General features: G+C 60.5%; 21 protein-coding genes. 8 read left to right on the top strand and 13 right to left on the bottom strand.

What is annotated here, in order from left to right:
• Positions 1–76: 76 nt before the first annotated feature.
• The 7 genes from AC07UR_RS10695 to AC07UR_RS10665 form a co-directional block, all read right to left on the bottom strand.
• The gene (locus AC07UR_RS10695) at positions 77–1,168 is read right to left on the bottom strand and encodes a methylenetetrahydrofolate reductase (RefSeq protein WP_173420312.1); all 1,092 of its coding nucleotides are present in this window, start codon (positions 1,166–1,168) and stop codon (positions 77–79) included.
• Positions 1,165–1,773 carry a methylenetetrahydrofolate reductase C-terminal domain-containing protein gene (locus AC07UR_RS10690; RefSeq protein WP_209791409.1) on the bottom strand — a complete coding sequence of 203 codons (609 nt, stop codon included), beginning with the start codon at positions 1,771–1,773 and terminating at the stop codon, positions 1,165–1,167. Before AC07UR_RS10690 ends, AC07UR_RS10695 begins: the two co-directional genes overlap by 4 nt.
• Positions 1,766–2,068: a virulence factor gene (locus AC07UR_RS10685; RefSeq protein WP_077503872.1), complete on the bottom strand. Its 303-nt coding sequence runs from the start codon at positions 2,066–2,068 to the stop codon at positions 1,766–1,768. Before AC07UR_RS10685 ends, AC07UR_RS10690 begins: the two co-directional genes overlap by 8 nt.
• Before the next feature lie 259 nt (positions 2,069–2,327).
• Entirely contained in the window at positions 2,328–3,131 is an 804-nt protein-coding gene (locus AC07UR_RS10680) for a formyl transferase (protein WP_209791408.1), read from the bottom strand.
• 127 nt (positions 3,132–3,258) lie between these two features.
• Positions 3,259–3,522, bottom strand: a complete 264-nt coding sequence (locus AC07UR_RS10675; protein WP_173420309.1) for a DUF1488 family protein — start codon at positions 3,520–3,522, stop codon at positions 3,259–3,261.
• 88 nt (positions 3,523–3,610) lie between these two features.
• Positions 3,611–3,733: a hypothetical protein gene (locus AC07UR_RS10670; RefSeq protein ID WP_268833748.1), complete on the bottom strand. Its 123-nt coding sequence runs from the start codon at positions 3,731–3,733 to the stop codon at positions 3,611–3,613.
• 47 nt (positions 3,734–3,780) lie between these two features.
• Positions 3,781–4,089: a hypothetical protein gene (locus AC07UR_RS10665; RefSeq protein ID WP_173420308.1), complete on the bottom strand. Its 309-nt coding sequence runs from the start codon at positions 4,087–4,089 to the stop codon at positions 3,781–3,783.
• A gap of 679 nt (positions 4,090–4,768) precedes the next feature.
• On the opposite strand from AC07UR_RS10665, the gene AC07UR_RS10660 reads away from it, so the two are divergent.
• Together AC07UR_RS10660 and AC07UR_RS10655 are read left to right on the top strand one after the other, a co-directional pair.
• A complete protein-coding gene (locus tag AC07UR_RS10660) occupies positions 4,769–4,999 on the top strand; it encodes a hypothetical protein (protein WP_171986890.1) in 231 nt (76 codons plus the stop codon).
• A gap of 532 nt (positions 5,000–5,531) precedes the next feature.
• The gene (locus AC07UR_RS10655; protein ID WP_209791407.1) at positions 5,532–5,903 is read left to right on the top strand and encodes a COG4315 family predicted lipoprotein; all 372 of its coding nucleotides are present in this window, start codon (positions 5,532–5,534) and stop codon (positions 5,901–5,903) included.
• 119 nt (positions 5,904–6,022) lie between these two features.
• Here AC07UR_RS10655 and AC07UR_RS10650 read toward each other — a convergent pair whose 3' ends face one another.
• The 4 genes from AC07UR_RS10650 to AC07UR_RS10635 all read right to left on the bottom strand — a co-directional run bounded on the left by AC07UR_RS10650 (position 6,023) and on the right by AC07UR_RS10635 (position 7,716).
• Complete coding sequence (locus tag AC07UR_RS10650) at positions 6,023–6,526, bottom strand: YciE/YciF ferroxidase family protein (protein WP_173420306.1); 504 nt, start codon at positions 6,524–6,526, stop codon at positions 6,023–6,025.
• A gap of 137 nt (positions 6,527–6,663) precedes the next feature.
• Positions 6,664–6,999 (bottom strand): hypothetical protein, encoded by a 336-nt coding sequence (locus AC07UR_RS10645; protein ID WP_173420305.1) that lies wholly within the window; start codon positions 6,997–6,999, stop codon positions 6,664–6,666.
• 50 nt (positions 7,000–7,049) lie between these two features.
• Positions 7,050–7,376, bottom strand: coding sequence for a hypothetical protein (locus AC07UR_RS10640; RefSeq protein WP_209791406.1), 327 nt, complete (start codon positions 7,374–7,376; stop codon positions 7,050–7,052).
• Positions 7,377–7,503: 127 nt separating this feature from the next.
• Entirely contained in the window at positions 7,504–7,716 is a 213-nt protein-coding gene (locus tag AC07UR_RS10635) for a hypothetical protein (RefSeq protein ID WP_173420303.1), read from the bottom strand.
• Positions 7,717–8,302: 586 nt separating this feature from the next.
• Here AC07UR_RS10635 and AC07UR_RS10630 point away from each other — a divergent pair.
• The 3 genes from AC07UR_RS10630 (at position 8,303) to AC07UR_RS10620 (ending at position 11,742) form a co-directional block, all read left to right on the top strand.
• Positions 8,303–9,742, top strand: coding sequence for a DUF1254 domain-containing protein (locus AC07UR_RS10630; protein ID WP_209791405.1), 1,440 nt, complete (start codon positions 8,303–8,305; stop codon positions 9,740–9,742).
• Positions 9,743–9,994: 252 nt separating this feature from the next.
• On the top strand, positions 9,995–10,447 hold the full coding sequence (locus AC07UR_RS10625) for a VOC family protein (RefSeq protein WP_173420301.1): 453 nt from the start codon (positions 9,995–9,997) through the stop codon (positions 10,445–10,447).
• A gap of 62 nt (positions 10,448–10,509) precedes the next feature.
• A complete protein-coding gene (locus tag AC07UR_RS10620) occupies positions 10,510–11,742 on the top strand; it encodes a GGDEF domain-containing protein (RefSeq protein ID WP_209791404.1) in 1,233 nt (410 codons plus the stop codon).
• 50 nt (positions 11,743–11,792) lie between these two features.
• Here AC07UR_RS10620 and AC07UR_RS10615 read toward each other — a convergent pair whose 3' ends face one another.
• A complete protein-coding gene (locus AC07UR_RS10615; protein ID WP_209791403.1) occupies positions 11,793–12,413 on the bottom strand; it encodes a DUF1638 domain-containing protein in 621 nt (206 codons plus the stop codon).
• 39 nt (positions 12,414–12,452) lie between these two features.
• Between AC07UR_RS10615 and AC07UR_RS10610 the strand changes: the two genes are divergently transcribed.
• A complete protein-coding gene (locus tag AC07UR_RS10610; protein ID WP_173420298.1) occupies positions 12,453–12,611 on the top strand; it encodes an entericidin domain-containing protein in 159 nt (52 codons plus the stop codon).
• Positions 12,612–12,826: 215 nt separating this feature from the next.
• On the opposite strand, the gene AC07UR_RS10605 is transcribed toward AC07UR_RS10610, so the two are convergent.
• Entirely contained in the window at positions 12,827–13,525 is a 699-nt protein-coding gene (locus AC07UR_RS10605; protein WP_077503856.1) for a corrinoid protein, read from the bottom strand.
• A 336-nt stretch (positions 13,526–13,861) separates the two neighbouring features.
• Here AC07UR_RS10605 and AC07UR_RS10600 point away from each other — a divergent pair, with 336 nt between their 5' ends.
• A complete protein-coding gene (locus tag AC07UR_RS10600) occupies positions 13,862–15,436 on the top strand; it encodes a trimethylamine methyltransferase family protein (protein WP_209791402.1) in 1,575 nt (524 codons plus the stop codon).
• Between the two features lie 107 nt (positions 15,437–15,543).
• Complete coding sequence (locus AC07UR_RS10595; protein WP_209791401.1) at positions 15,544–16,248, top strand: ferredoxin; 705 nt, start codon at positions 15,544–15,546, stop codon at positions 16,246–16,248.
• Positions 16,249–16,295 lie beyond the last annotated feature (47 nt).

Genomic DNA, 16,295 nt, shown 5'->3' with positions numbered 1-16,295 from the left:
GCGTCGGGTTTCGTTGTCTCACCCGTGATCGATGAAAGCGGCCGGGTCTGCCGGCGCCGGTGTGTCTTCAATTGTTTCAGTGGGGGTGGTGGGCTGCAGCGCCTGCCATCTCCTGCTGGTTTTCTTCCTTGCCTTCGCGAATGTGCTCCAGCCGTTCGGCCACCAGCGCATCGGCCGGCAGCGTTTCGCGTTTCCAGGGCTGGCGACCCTTCAATACGCCTGATTCATGCACGATCTCTGCGACATATTCTTCCTGGCGATAGGCCATGACGTGGACGCCGGAGACGCCTTCGATCTCCTTGACCTCGTTGATGATGTCGATGCAGAGCTGCTTGCCTTCCTTCTTCTGGTCCTGCGCGCCTTCGAGCCGCGCGATGATGCTGTCGGGAATGTGGATTCCCGGCACGTTGGAGCGGATCCAGCGAGCGGTCTTGGCCGACGCCATCGGTCCGACACCGACGAGGATGAAGCATTTTTCGTCGAGGCCGAGGTCGCGCACCTTCTTCATGTATTCGCGAAACATCGGCACGTCGAAGCAGTACTGGCTCTGCACGAACTGCGCGCCGGCCTCGATCTTCTTGGCGAGACGGTAGGGGCGGAAGTCGTAGGGCGGGGCAAAGGGGTTGATGGCGGCGCCGAGAAACACCTGTGGCGGCGTCGTCAACTTGCGGCCCGACAGGAACTTGGAATTGTCGCGCATGATGCGCACGGTTTCGAGCAGCGACATGCAATCGAGGTCGAAGACCGGCTTGGCGCCCGGCTGGTCGCCGGCCTGCACGCCGTCTCCGGTCAGGCACATGACGTTCTGCACGCCCATGGCGGACGCACCGAGCACGTCGCCCTGGATGGCAATGCGGTTCTTGTCGCGGCAGGCGATCTGCATGATCGGGGCGTAGCCCATGCGTGTCAGCAGTGCGCAGATGCCAACGGACGACATGTGGCAGTTGGCGCCGGAGGCATCGACGGCGTTGATGCCGTCGACCCAACCGTCAAAGATCGCCGCGCGCTCGTAGACATCCTGCGGGTTGGCGCTGTCGGGCGGGTTGAGCTCGGCGGTCACGGCGAACTCTCCGCGGCGCAGCACGCGCTCGAGCCGCCCGCGAGAGGAGTGGCCGGGCAGCGGGTCGAGCGGGGCGCCTGGATCGTGTGGATTGTAATCGGGGCTCATGCCTGCTTCTCTTTCGCCTGTGCTTCACGCCGGGCAGCCGCTTCGGCCGTCACCCGCAGCCAGGAGGAGGTTTCGCGCAGCGACTGGTTGACCGGCTTCTGCACGTTCAGGATCGCATCACCCTTCGTCATGTTCTGCGAGCCTTTCCACGCCTGCACCCATACGCAGGGCATGTCCGGCTCGACCTCGCAGTTGCCGTTGGCGCGCACACCGCCGCAGGGGCCGTTGCGCAACTGCTTCGGACAGTTCATCGGGCAGGACATGCCGGTCGACGACAATGCGCACTGGCCGCACATGCGACAGTCGAACAGGAAACCTTTGACGTGGCGTTCGACGAAGGTCACCGGCCGCTCGACGCGTCCGTAGCCGATCGCGTTCCAGAGCGGATGCAGAAGCAGGAACAGGTCGGCGAAACGGTTGTAGAACCATTCGAGGAAGCGCGAGTTGCGCACGGCCCAGAGGCGAACCGTGTATTTGTGGCGCGAGCGACGGCTCGGCGAGACGCCTGATGGCGTAAAGGCGCCGGTCGCAGCCTTGGCGGCGGCCGCTGCATTGCCCTTGACGATCTTCGCCTCCGCCGCGTTTGCAACCTTCGGCTCAGCCATTGTCGCGGCCCCCGGATTTGACGAGCGCGACCAGGCGTTCACGATCAAAGGCCGCTTCGAGTTCGGCGGCGGCGCGATCGGCTTCCGCCTCCAGGTCGTCGGAGACAGGCTCGGGCTCGGCCTTACGCCATTCCGCAAGGTAGTCGTCGGTTTCGGCGGCACCCGTGCGCATGGCGCACATGTCGATCGCCTCGGTGAAGCGCAGCGAAAGCTCGCGCTTGGCGGTCGTGCGGCCCTTCTTGATGATGACCTGGGCCGGGATGTCGCGCCAGTAGACGATTATGCGATCTGCCATCGGGTGTCGTTCTCCTCTTCCTGCGACAATGCTTATGTCCGGGCGTCGTGGCTCATCTCGCCACGACGTTGGATATGTCCAAAAACGACGCCGGCGCAGAACGTCGCAAGCCCCTGGCACTCTACGCGTTGCGGCGATGCGGACAAGCCCGCGCTTCGGGATATCCATCGCCTGGGGAGTACCAGAAATTTCAGGGTCTTAAGGGCCAGCGGGCGGCCAGATGCGGCAAGCGACCAGCGGTCGATTGCGGGTGTTTTTCCTACCAGATGTCGCGCCGAATTCCGGTCCATAGCCAGGTCCAGATCGGTGGATGATACCATTGTTGCGACGGGCCTGCGACATCGAGTGGCCGCAACCGGCCCTTGAGGGCGTCGTCGAGGGCGGCGATTGCGATGTCGGTCGAAGCGGCCGTCTGCAGCAGCGGATAGGTGTGCATGGTATCGCGGGGATCAGGCGTCTGGCGCGACTGGTAGAGGATGCTGCCGGTGTCGACGCCTTCGTCCACCAGATGCACGGTCGCGCCGAAATTGCCGACGTCGTGACTGACGCGGGCCCAATAGCCGCCCATCAGGCCGCGATAGCGCGGATTGATGCCGGCATGGAAATTGATCACAGGGCAGGGGATCTGCGCCAGGGCCGCCGGCTTCAGCATGCGGCAACTGATGAGAAAGACGACCCCTGGCGCGAGCTGCCGGATATGGGCGACCGCCTCGTTGTCATTGATCGAAAGGATCTGCCGCACTGGCACACGCGGGTCGGGTGTTGCCGATGCGCCGTAGAGCCGCAGGATTTCGTGCGCCCGCTTCCGGGTAAAGCGCTTGCCGAAACGCGAGGCAACCATGGTCGCCAGTTGTCCGAGGGCCATCGGCCAGCCGAGCTTTCGTGCCCGCCGGCGCAGGAATAGTCCCTTGGATTCCGGCTGTTCCTGGAGAACGACGATATCGTCAAAACGCGCGGCGAGCGCATTGATCATGACCCACGGATTTTCACCGCCTGCCGTCATGATAACGACGCGGCCCGGCTGTTTGCCGGTTGTGTTCGTTTCGTGTTGTGCGTCCGCCATGCCGGTCCCTGATGCGTTGCTCGCAACAGGTATGGCGGCTGCCCCGTTACCGGCGGCTTAAGGACGGGCCCATCGGAGGCGATACAGGTTTTGGCCTGCAGGCCGGCGATGTGCTGTGGTGTTGATCCTAGCGGAAGTCCGCGGCCGTCAGGACATAGATCGTCCGGCGCCCGTGGGCGTAGGCTGCTTTTGCGACGTCGTAGATCTTGGTGCGTGCGGCGTCGAACGCGTTCAGGCAGGCCGCCTCGGTCGTTCGGGTCGGTGCGCCGTGGGCGAGTGCTTCCGCCTCGACGTAGAAGGGCACCTCGAGCATGCCATCGTGGCCGAGGAAGCGAACGGCTTTTCTTGTATCGTCGAAACTTCGGCTTTGGTTTGGGAAGCTCAGCGTCATGGGATGGTCCTTTCAGGCTATAGACCGCCGCGGCAAGCGGTCGGCCGGGTGGTGAGTGCGGATAGGCGTTCGGCTTCGTGATGTGCCGTCACAGGATCCGGCCAAAAAGGATCGTGGCAATGACGACAGCGATGGCGACCGCAACGGCGATCCAGGCAAACAGACCACGATAGTCGAAGAGGTAGATCTGAGCCGGTATGTGGTACTTCATGATCGCCTCCTGTGGCTGAACCCGTCGCATGGCCTGCACATTGGTCCTTACAGGATATGCGTTCGCCTGAACGTCCGTTCGGCGAGGGCTGGCCCATCTTTGCCGGTGCCGACGATCATTTCGAGATTGCCCTCATCCGTCACCCGCTCATGGATTTCGCGGCTGCTCTGCACGCGATACTGGAGCGCATTGTCGCGGATCGGCAGGGTCGCGGTAATGCGGTAGGTTTCGCCGGTCATCGATTCCCGCGTCAACGCCCCCTTGGAGCGCACGAGCTGCCCAACGTGAAAACGGTGGATCGGCGGTGCGTCGGCCGGGCCGCGGATGATGCGTTTCGTGAAAGAGAGCGTATTCATAGTAGTCTCGATCCTCCTCAAGCGTTCGTAAGAGCAACCGGCAGGAACAGCCGTCGCGCACTTTCGCGCTGGCTGCCGACGGATGAATGATGCTCGTTGCAATGGAGCGGACGAACAAACGGATCGAAAGAGATCTGCCTCGTCACGAAGCGCTTGCCGCAAGCACTGAAACCGAGCTTGCTGTCTGTCGAGAATTTAGGGGATTGGGGCGGTTCGACGTTCTGATACCGCGAAAGCCACATTCGGCCAAATCAACTTGGTTCTACCATAGCGCGTCGATTGAGTTTCAATTGAGGCGGTCGTGCATGCTGGCCGAAGTGCGCTCTGCTATTCGTCCGGCTTGATCGATATCCCTCTGGAGTTGCAGCTTTCTCCGCCGAGGGATCAGCTGTTCTCTGTGGCTTGGAATGCGACGAAGACCGGATCGACGTGGCGATGAACCACCAGAAGCTCCCGAGCGAACGGTGGGGGCCACCTGGCCAGGGCGAGGGTGGTTCAGAACCGGGGACATTCCGCCAAGTTGATTCCGGAGCATCTTGGCCGCGGCCGGTGATTCCACTTGAAAGCAGGATGCTCTAAGCTCAAACATGAGTTGCGGCAAGTTCCGGGTGGTCACGTTTGCCGTGCCGACGTCGTCGCATCCGCACGGTGTCTCAAAAAAATCGGGGGTGGTCCATTGATTGATTCAAAGCCTGGTATCGTGGATCAGGTCCTCGCCGATTTGATCAGTGACCAAATTGAGAAACGTCAAGCAACCGAGCTTCGAGCCGTGCTCTCAACAGGTAACGAGATCACCATGCATGGGAAATTCACCATCGGCCGTGATTTCATCATTTACAGAACAGCCAAGGACGACAACGGCCGGTGGGCGATGACGCCGTTCTCCCATATCGTGCAATTGATCGTTTGACCCGGTAATTCCGCCGCCCCTCGCAAGCAAGAAATGTGGTACACTTTCTTCCATTGCTATGCGGCGACCGGATACCTGAAAATGCTCCTGAACCGCACGGACCGCGAGGCCATAAGGAAGGCGCCCGCGCGTCTCCTTGCCAGAAAAGTTCGACCTGACAACGGCGACGAATGCTGCAACCTGCATTCACAGTGCTCCGAATATGGAGGAAGGCGCCATGTCAACTCGTCTCGTTTTCTCTCTGCTCATCGTCACCATGACTATCCTACTGGTCTGGGCATTCAGGCCTGCGACGATCATGTTCACAGGGGCCGCGCCGACAACGCAGTCTGACAGCCTGACCCAGTGAACATCATAGAACGTTGCCGACCTGCGGGCTCGTCTGGTTCTGCCCGTCTCTGCACAGGTGCGGGCTTGCTTTCAGCCCGTCAAGTTGGTGCCGTCATGGAACCGCCACTGAAGCTACGCGTTCCTGTGCGTTAGACTTCGGGCACTACCGGCATTCCGCTGGCATCCCCGATGGGAAAAAATCATGAAAACGCTTCTAATCGCATTGGGCGTAGCCGCTGCTACGTCATGGTCGGCTTATGCCGCCGAACCGGCCAAGATGGTCGACACGAAGGTGGGCAAGGTCATGACCACGGGAAACGGCATGACCCTCTACACGTTCGACAAGGACACCAAGGGCAAGTCGAACTGCGACACCGATTGCCTGAAGATGTGGCCGGCGTTCCATGCCGCCGCGAAATCGAAGGCTGAAGGCGAGTGGTCGCTGGTCAAGGACGCGGCCGGCAAGGAGATGTGGGCCTACGACGGCAAGCCGCTTTATACGTATGCCGAAGATAAGAAGGCCGGAGACGTCAAGGGTGACGGCGTCAACGGTGTCTGGCGCCGCGCTAAGTAAATTGCCGACACTTAAAGCCCGATTGACGAAGGGCGGCCACAGGGCCGCCCTTCGTTGCTTGATGCCTGCTTGAGATTCAGGCTTTGGCCGGCTCTATAGGGTCAAGCCAGCTTTTTGGGCTAAGCCGCTTTTTCTGCATTCTGGTTGACGACCTTGGTGGCGATCGCGGTCAGAGCAATGTCCGTTGCCTGTTCTTCGTCGAGCGTCGTCTGAAGAAGCTTGGCGGCATCTTTCATGCCCAGTTCCAGCGCCCAGGTGCGCAATGTGCCATAGCGTGACATTTCGTAATGCTCGACAGCCTGTGCGGCAGCAAGCAATCCGGCGTCGAGCGCGGGCGAGCCTTCGTACTCGTCCATGACCGAGGCGCCTTCCTTGGTGATGCCCATGATGGCGTCACATGTCTTCTTTTCTGGCTTCTTGCCGATGATCTTGAAGACCTCTTCCAGCCGCTCGACGTGAACCTTGGTCTCTGTGAGATGTTTGATGAATGCATCCTTGAGCGGCTTGCTCTTGGCGGCATCCCGCATCTTCGGCAGCGTGTCGATGATCTTGCTCTCGGCGAAGTAGACGTCCTTCAATGTGTTGTGAAAAAGCACGTCCAGTGTTTTGATTTCCTTGGCCATGATGGCTCCTGTGGTTAGAGGGTTCTCTGCCATGCTCCAGGCGACGTGCCTGGTCGTGCTGGCTGCCCGTGAGGGGCGGCCAGGTAATTTGAGGTCAGATGGTTGGAGGACGGCGCTAGCTGCGTGGGGCTAGACGGCTAGCGAGTGTCTCGATGATGAGGAGCACCCGTTTTTACCGTTTGGCCGGGATCGCGGCCCTCGCGGGTTCTTGCTGTACGGATGTCGACGATCGAATGGCTCTTGGCTGCGGATGGAATGCGCCGCGTCTCGTGCCAAAGGGCACATTCGAGAAGAGACGATTCATCGGTGTTGCCGAACCGGAGTTCATCCATGATGAACCTCGCCAGGCGATCGGCCCGTATGCCGCGTTCCTGGAGTCGTGTCTTCAAACAGGTCGCTTCGAAAACCCGCCGCACCACTGAAAGTTCGCTGGGGCTGAGATGGTGGCCCGTCAGGCTGGGTAGTGTGTGCATCGCATTCTCCCGTTTGGAACATAGGAGGCTGATGGCCGCCCCGTTGACGTTCAAGGGGCGGTCCGGCGGGAGATCTCGGGGACGCTTGAGACTGCGCCGCCTTCATCATCCCATCGATCGATCGCTTCGGCTTTCGTCTGCGCCGGCGTCTGATGCTCTCCGTTCGAGGCGCTGCCACGCTCGACAAGCGCTGCAGCGAGCATTTCGCGGCTATTGATGCCGTTTTCGAGCGCTGCCATCAGGAAGCGCGTCGCGGCGTTCCTTCCGCTTGGATCTGCCTTGGCCGTGGTTCCATAGAAGCCGGCGGCCGTGAGCACCTCGACCAACAGGTTGAGGTCGTCTGCATCAAGATAATATTTGGGATGGCTGGAAGACATGACGTCCTCCTTTTGTTGGGGCACAGGCACATAGACCCGTTCGCGACAGCGCCCGCTTCAATCGCTGTCGACCAAATACCCTGCGCGCAATATCGCACGGAGGCAACCGACATCAGTCAAGCGCGGATCATAAGCGCGTTATCATCGAGTGTCGTGCCGTTACCAGCTTTCGGGCGTCCATAGCGTTAGCGAGATCGAGCCTGCGGGGGCCGGCTTTCGCGAAGATTTCACGCGCCGCGAGCGGCGCCAGGCTGTAGGCCAGAATGAACTCTTCCAGATCGTAGACGGCATCCCAGCCGCGCAGCAGTGCCTCTTTTTCATACTTGATATGTCTGGTCATTGAACGCTCCCGCGTGTCGAATCTCGGCGCAAAGACGGCCATTTGTCAGGCGGCAGAGGAAGCGTCAGAAAGGTATATGTCCTTTCTAAACGGACTGGGCAGAACTTGGTTCCCAAAAAATATCGAATGGTGAAACTCATGGACGCGAAGTTCAATTCTCCAAAAATTCTTATTGTCTTGGGAATGTTGTCGTAAATTTTGTTCTGAAGTTGATATTCAGCGTTGCGTAATATCGGGAATGATCTTTATCCGTATTGTTCATTCGGGGGATGGTGCTCGAAATTACATAAAAATATGTTCATTCATTGCGTTATCATGACGCTCTTTTCTTTCGGCATCGGTGTTTTGCGCCGTTTCCGGTCGTGGTCTGCTGTCGTGGGCTCCAGACCGTCGGCGTCGTATGCGCGTTGAACCATTTGGCTTTCAGTGATCGGATGCACCGGCACGCTTGCTATGATGTCCGCCAGTGCAAAGCCGAATTCGGCCCTTGCGTTTTCAGGATGTGATTTCGCGGTGCACAATGCCTAGTGGTATTGATTAGCATGTGCTAACGTCCTGGCGCCATGAGGGCAAATAGGAGGCGAACATGGATCTGACACGACGCGCCGTCGCGATGGGAGCAATGGGTTTACTTGCCAGCGCTTCATTTTCACCAGCGAATGCCTTTGAATCACCGCTTATCGATCCGATCGAAGCTGCCGACGAATTCTGGCTCGCGGTCGAAGCCTACATCTATGGATACCCCCTGGTGACGATGGAAATAACACGCCGCGTCGTCACCAATGTCGAAAAGCCCGTGGGTAGCAAAGGCCCGATGGGCCACATCATCAAGCTTCGCGAATATCCGAACGCGTCCTTCAAGGACGTCACCGCGCCGAATGCCGACACGCTCTATACGACCGCGTTCGTCAATGTCGAAGAGGAGCCGTGGGTACTCTCGATCCCGGACATGAAGGATCGTTACTTTCTGTTTCCGATGCTCGACGGATGGACGACGGTGTTCCAGGTGCCGGGAAAACGAACGACAGGCGGCGACGCGCAATCCTACGCCATCACCGGCCCCGGCTGGCAGGGTCAACTGCCCGACGGCGTCACCGAGTACAGGTCGGCAACGAACCTGATCTGGATTCTCGGCCGCATCTATTGCGACGGTACACCGGAAGACTACAAGGCCGTTCACGCATTGCAGGACCAGTGCAAGCTCGTGCCGCTCAGCGCTTACGGCAAGGACTGGACGCCACCGCCCGGCAAGGTCGACCCCGGTATCGACATGAAGACCGCCGTGCGCGAGCAGGTCAACGGTATGGATGCGGTCGAGTATTTCACCCTTCTGAGCGAACTGATGAAGGCCAATCCGCCGACAGCCGCGGACGCCGGGACGGTCGCGAAGTTCGCGCAGATCGGTATCGTTCCGGGCCAAGCCTTCGACAAGGACAAGCTGGATGCGGCATTCGTCAAGCGCATTCCCGAGTTCGCTTTCCACCGCATCATGCTGCACTTCAAGTTCAGCGATGGCGATATCAAGGACATCAACGGTTGGGGCTACACGACCGCGACCGGCATTTACGGGACCAACTATCTCCAGCGCGCGCTGATAACCGCCATCGGCCTTGGCGCCAATCGTCCGCAAGACGCGGTCTATCCGACGTCACTGAAGTCGAAGGATGGCCTCATCGCTCGCAGCTATCACGGGTCGAACAACTACGTCGTCAACTTTCCCAAGGGGCAGTTGCCGCCTGTACGAGGGTTCTGGTCGATTACGATGTACAACGATCAGTATTTCTTCGTGGAAAACCCGATCAACCGCTACTCGATCAGCGCGCGGCAGAACCCCAAGGTAAATCCGGACGGATCGACGGATATCTACATCCAGCACGAAACCCCCGGTGCGGACAAGGAAGCCAACTGGCTGCCTGCGCCGAAGGACAAATTCATCCTGATGATGCGGCTCTACTGGCCCGACGACAGTCCGCCATCCATCCTGGATGGTTCCTGGGTCATCCCGGCGGTCAAGAAGGCCGGATAGCCGCCCGTAAACACAATGCTGTCCGCAGTTCTTCGACCGCGATGGAGAGTTCCCTCGCGGTCGACGTCGCCACGATGCTGTTGGCCCGCCACTGGCGCATCTCCGATCGGCATCTCGCGATCAAGCTCTTTTCGAGCCCTCTCTTCGGCGGGATGAAATGGCGCCGTTGACCGCAGTCCGCGCCGAACCGACGTCTTTCGCCATCCTTCACCAATGGATATGGTTGCCTCATAGCCGAGGATATCAACCGTCATGAGACTTGCTCACATCAACCTGGTCGCCCGAGATGCGGGCGCGCTCGCGGGATTCTACATCGATGTCCTGAAGTGCGAACCCCTGCGTGAACCCAGGATGCTGTCAGGTGAAAAAGTCTCTCGAGGCAATGGCCTTTCGAACTGCGAGATATACGCGATATGGCTCAAATTCCCCGAACTCGAACGCCCTTTCCTGGAGATACATGAGCACAAGGTCACGCATGACCGGGATCAGCCAAGGGTGAACGAACCTGGTTTTGGGCACCTGTCATTTCAGATGGATGATATCAGCGCCGCGCTCTCGGACATCATCCAAGCCGGCGGAGTGCAGATCGGTGAAATCACCGACTTCGGGACGCCGGAAAAGCCATTTCTGATCGCTTATGCACGGGACCCCGAGGGAAACGTGCTTGAGCTTGAGCAGGTATCAACCAGGGTGGCGTCTCTTTAGGGCATCTTCAGTTATTTGTGTCACCAGTCGGTTGCCCGTTTCAAAAGGCCGGAGAACCGATGATGAGCGTCGTGACGCTAGGAGACGTTGACCGCCAGATCGGCCGCGGATTTAAACTCCTGCGTTTTGCGCCCGCTATCGAGGCGGCCTTCCTTCGTGACTACGCCGCAAGCCGGGGCAGGCTCGCCGTTGTCTGGGCGGTTATCGGGACATTGATCTACGACAGCGTGTATTTCGGCGACGCGACGATGATGCCGGATGTGTTCTGGCAGCTCGTGCTTGTTCGGTTCGGCATCTTCACGCCCTTCGCCCTGATCAGCGTACTGGCGCTCAGGCGCTGGCCGAGTGCCCGCAACTACGATCTGTTGTCCATCTCCGTCGCCGTGCTCGGGGTTTCCCTGCCGATGTCGGTCGCGGTCTTCAGCAGCAGTCCCTACCTGTTCGTCTATCAGAACGGCAATGTCGCCGCATTCCTGTTCTTCGTCATTGCTCTACGTCCAAGGTTTGCCACCATCGTGCTCGGTCTGGCGCTCATGTGCGCCGTACAATTCACGACCACCAAGTTGAACGGCTCCTTCGACGACGTGACCTATACCGGCATCATCACCTTCTACGTGACGCTGACGATCTTTCTGGCGATGAGCGCCTACTTCATGGAGCACAAGGACCGGCTGAATTTCCTCCATCAGCTGCGCGGTAGCCTGCTGCACGCTGAACTGGAGCGCAAATCCGAGCGCGACGAGCTGACCGGTCTCTTCAACCGCCATTCGCTGGCGCGGGTTCGCCAGACGATCTGGAGCGGGGAAGATGCCGCGGCCACGATCGCCGTCATCATGCTGGATATCGATCGCTTCAAACTGTTCAACGATGTTCACGGCCATATCGAAGGCGACGATTGCCTGCGTGCCGTCTGCCGCTGCATCCTGCGCGAGGTTGCTGGCGCGGGCGAAACCTTCCGCTTTGGCGGCGAAGAGATCCTGGTGCTGATGACCGATGTCGAACGGGAGCAGGCAAGCGACGTGGCCGAGAGGATCAGGGCGGCGATCGAGGCGCTTGGGATCCGCAACCGTGGCTTTGCCGATGGGCAGGTCGTCACTGCGAGCCTTGGTGTTGCCTTGGGCAAGCCGATTGAAGCCTCTCTGGAAGACCTGCTTCGCGCGGCGGACGCCGCGCTCTATGAAGCCAAGCGGGGTGGGCGCAACACCGTCTCGATCTTTGACGGCACGTGGCGCGGGCCGACCGGATCAGGCTCTGCGGACGACACGGTGCAGGCTTCGATCCTGCTCGCGAGCTGACGCCAGCTCTTTGTGTCTCGGCCACATCGCGGCGTTGGTCGGTTGCCGGATCACGCGCTCCGGAGCGATGCCGTCAGATCGCCGTAGCCGGTAAAGCGGTATTCGTATTCGAGGCCAAGATAGTCGGCTGCCTCCTTCGCCTTTGCCTGCAGCGCTTCGTCCTCCTGCTGCGAGAGGTAGACGAGCTTGCGGTAGTGGCCGAAATACATGTCCCTGAGTTCCGGGTGCCGTTTGAGCCCGAGCGGCTCGACGACGAAGGCCTCGAACTGGCGGGCGAGGAAGTCGGTGAGGAAGAACGCCGTCAGATCATCGTCCCAGCGGCTGGCAAAGTCATCGTTGCCGGCAAAGAAGGAATAGCAGTGCGGGCCGGGGATGCGTTCGACGCCTTCCTCCTCGCAGAGCCGGTCGAGGTGGCCGCCGGTGCCGCAATCGGCATAGGCGACGAAGATGCGCTGAAAGCCCTCCTGCCGCGCCCTGACGATCGCCTCCCTGACGCCCGGGGTGATCTTGTCGGGTGTGTTGTGCCAGATGGCGGGAAGACAGGCGAGGTCGACATGGTCGAGCTGGTTTGCCTGACAGATGGCGAGAATTTCGCGCGCGATTGCGCCGCAACCGATGACGTGAACTTTTTCCGGTTGTGTGCGTTCTATTGTGCGCGATACTTTTTCCATCTCGATTCCACTTGCCCACCATTATGAAGGAAGCTTGTCATGAAAAAACAAACTGTTGCGACCGTCAGTGTCATCCTGATCGCTCTGGCGACGCTCAGCGCCTGCGGCAACACAATCCGTGGCATCGGTCAGGATACCGCAAACACCGTCAACGCGACACAGTCGGCCGGCAAGAAGGTGGCCAACGCCGCCAACTGATGTCCGTAGCCTGCCGCGCGGCGATCTTGCCAGCGCTTTGATTCCCGGTGCTCCGCGTCCTCTTTGACGTGGAACGGCCGCCGATGTTCAGATCGCGCCGGTCGCCCCGCGGCGGATGCCCCCGTCGCAAAGGCCTACCGTTTTCATGACCGTCAATGAAAAAGCCGGCCGCAAGCGTCACTGCTGCGGCCGGCTTTCGTGTTCGTGAAGAGGCCTCAGCCGGCAGCGAGCAGGTTGTGCTTGCGCTTCATGAAGTCCTTGGCGGTCTCGACCGCCACGGCCGCGTCGCGGCAATAGGCGTCGGCGCCGACAGCCTTGCCGAATTCCTCGTTGAGCGGCGCGCCGCCGACGAGAACGACGTAGTCGTCACGCAGTCCCTTTTCCTTCAGCGTATCGATCACGACCTTCATGTAGGGCATGGTCGTGGTCAGGAGCGCGGACATGCCGAGGATGTCGGGCTGCTCGCGCTCGATCGCTTCCAGGTAGTTTTCGACCGGGTTGTTGATGCCGAGGTCGACGACGTCGAAGCCGGCGCCTTCCATCATCATGCCGACGAGGTTCTTGCCGATGTCGTGAATGTCGCCCTTGACGGTGCCGATCACCATCTTGCCGAGCTTCGGCGCGCCGGTTTCGGCGAGAAGCGGCCGCAGGATGAACATGCCGGCTTTCATCGCATTGGCCGACAGCAGAACTTCCGGCACGAACAGGATGCCGTCGCGGAAGTCGACGCCGACGATGCGCATGCCTTCGACCAGTGCCTGCGTCAGGACGTCGTAGGGCGTCCAACCACGCTTGAGCAGGATGTTGGTTGCGTCCTCGATCTCCTCCTTGAGGCCGTCATAGAGGTCGTCATGCATCTGCTGCACAAGTTCCTCGTCGGAAAGGTCCTCGAGAATGATTTCATCGTCTGCCATAGTAGGGTTCCTCGGTTCCTGGCACGGCCGGGCTAAAATCCGGACACGTTCATCAATCAATAGCGGTCGACGTGTAAAAATCTGTTTTCGAAAGCGACGTCGCATATGACAAAAAGCGACGGCAGGGCAGCTTCTTTCGAGGCCTGTATATTCTTAACAAAAACAATATATTCGCGCCATGCGGTTTTTGGTCGGCCATGACGCAGATCGCAGTGTTCGAGTTGCGCCACTCGTTGGCGCATTGAGACCCGTACAGTAACTGCGGCTTGGTAGCATTAGGGCCAATCGGTGCTTGAAGGCGCAAGATATCGAAATGCGCGGGAGAGGAATGAGTAAATGAGCGACGTGACAGATCAGGACGCGGTTGAGGGTGGCGGTCGCCGCTCGCGAGGCGAGGGGCGGGGAGCGGCGGCACGGCGTGCCTCGCGCACCGGCGGCGGCGCAGGGCCGTCGCTGCCCTATATCCAGCGCAAGATTCGCGAATACGAGGTCCTGGACGAGGAAGGCCTCCAGCTTATCGAGCGCAATGCCGATACGATTCTCGAGGAAATCGGCATCGAGTTCCGTGACGACGCCGAGGCGCTCGAGCTTTGGAAGCAGGCGGGCGCCGACGTGCGCGGCCAGCGCGTTCACTTTCCGAAGGGTCTTTGCCGCGAGCTTCTGAAAACGGCACCGTCGGAATTTACCTGGCACGCCCGCAACCCGGCCCGCAGCGCCCAGGTTGGCGGCAAGGCGACGATCTTCGCGCCGGTCTATGGCCCGCCCTTCGTGCGCGACCTCGAAGGCGTCAGGCGTTACGCGACCATCGAGGACTTCCGCAATTTCGTGAAGCTCGCCTACATGGCGCCGTCGATACATTCGTCTGGCGGCACGGTTTGCGAACCGGTCGACATTCCGGTGAACAAGCGTCACCTCGACATGGTCTACAGCCACATCAAGTATTCCGACAAGCCGTTCATGGGCTCGGTGACGGCGCCCGAGCGGGCCGAGGACACGATCGCCATGGCGAAAATCGTCTTCGGCGACGAGTTCGTCGAAAACAATTGCGTCACCCTGAACCTGATCAATGCCAACTCGCCGATGGTCTTTGACGAGACCATGGTGGGGGCGCTCAAGGTCTACGCCCGTCACAACCAGGCCTGCGTGCTTTCGCCGTTCATCCTGTCGGGCGCCATGAGCCCGGTCACGGTTGCCGGCACGCTGACGCAGATCCTGGCCGAAGTTCTGGCCGGCGCCTCGTTCACCCAGCTGATCCGCAAGGGCGCGCCGGTGCTGTTTGGCACCTTTGCCGCTTCGATCTCGATGCAGTCGGGCGCGCCGACCTTCGGCACGCCGGAGCCATCGCTGGTCTCCTATGGCGCGGCACAGCTCGCCCGTCGCCTGAAGCTGCCTTTCCGCACCGGTGGTTCGCTCTGCGGCTCAAAGGTGCCGGACGCTCAGGCAGCGCACGAATCGGCCAACACGCTGAACATGACACTGCTTGCCGGCACCAACTTCGTGCTGCATGCGGCCGGTTGGCTGGAAGGCGGTCTGGTCTCGTCCTACGAGAAGTTCATGATCGACCAGGACCAGCTTGGCATGATGCAGAAGATGGCCGAAGGCGTGGATCTCTCGGAAAACGCCCAGGCACTGGACGCCATCCGCGAAGTCGGCCCCGGCAGCCACTATCTCGGCTGCGCCCACACCCAGGCCAACTTCCAGACGGCCTTCTACCGGTCGCCGCTTGCCGACAACAACTCCTACGAACAGTGGGAAGTGGAAGGCGAAAAGCGCATCGAGCAGCGCGCCAATGCGCTTTGCCGCAGCTGGCTCGAACACTATGAGGCGCCGTACCTCGATCCCGCGATCGACGATGCGCTCAAGGCTTTCATCGATCAGCGCAAGGATTCGATGCCCGACGCTTTCACCTGAAAGGGTCCCGAGCGAGCCAGGGAGCAAGGCGGCGCGGCGCAGGTGGCTGACATGATCCAGAAGGAGGTCTGGCGCCCGCATTACGATCTACAGGGGCCGAAACCGAAATGACGGCGCCTTCCGCATCCGCGGACACTCATCTTGAAACCGTCCGTGCGGCTCTCCGGCCGCACGGACTTTTTTTGCGCGGTACGCTGAACTTTGTGCCCGGCGATGCAGCACCATTGCTGGCGGATGGCCGCCCGGCGGCAAGCGTGGCGCTGATCGGCAATATCGGCGGCTCGCTGTGGGCGCCGTTCGTGCGCTGGCGCGAGGAGGCGCCTGATCGTGGCGGGACCGATCCGCTCGACACTTGGTCGAAGACGGTGATCGGCGAGATCGCCGGGGTCTACGGGGCGACCGCCTATTTCCCGTCGGATCCGCCCTGGCAACCGTTCCAGCAATGGGCGATGCGCGCGGAAGGGCTGAAGGCGTCTCCATCAGGCATTCTCATCCACCCGCGCTACGGGCTCTGGCACGGCTATCGCGGAGCATTGGCCTTCGACAGGTCTCTACCCGCCGGCGGCGATTGGTCCGCGGGGCATCCTTGCGACAGCTGCGTGGAAAAGCCGTGCGTTCCCGCCTGTCCCGCCGGCGCGCTCGAAGGCCTGCAGTTCGATGTCGGCCGCTGTCGCAGCTATCTCCGGACAGAGGCGGGCAGGGAGGGCTGTCTTGTGCACGGATGTCTTTCCCGTGATGCTTGTCCCGTTGGGCGGGACTATCGCTATCCGCCCGATCAGCTACACTTTCACATGGCCGCACTCGGCCTCTGAGCGACCGGATTGCGCCGCCTTGCATGATGCGGTCAAAAACCGCAGAC

The organism is Ensifer sp. GW821-FHT05G01 (assembly GCF_059419585.1).
The sequence above is the reverse complement of the archived record's forward strand: the minus strand, read 5'-3'. Positions and strand labels throughout refer to the sequence as shown.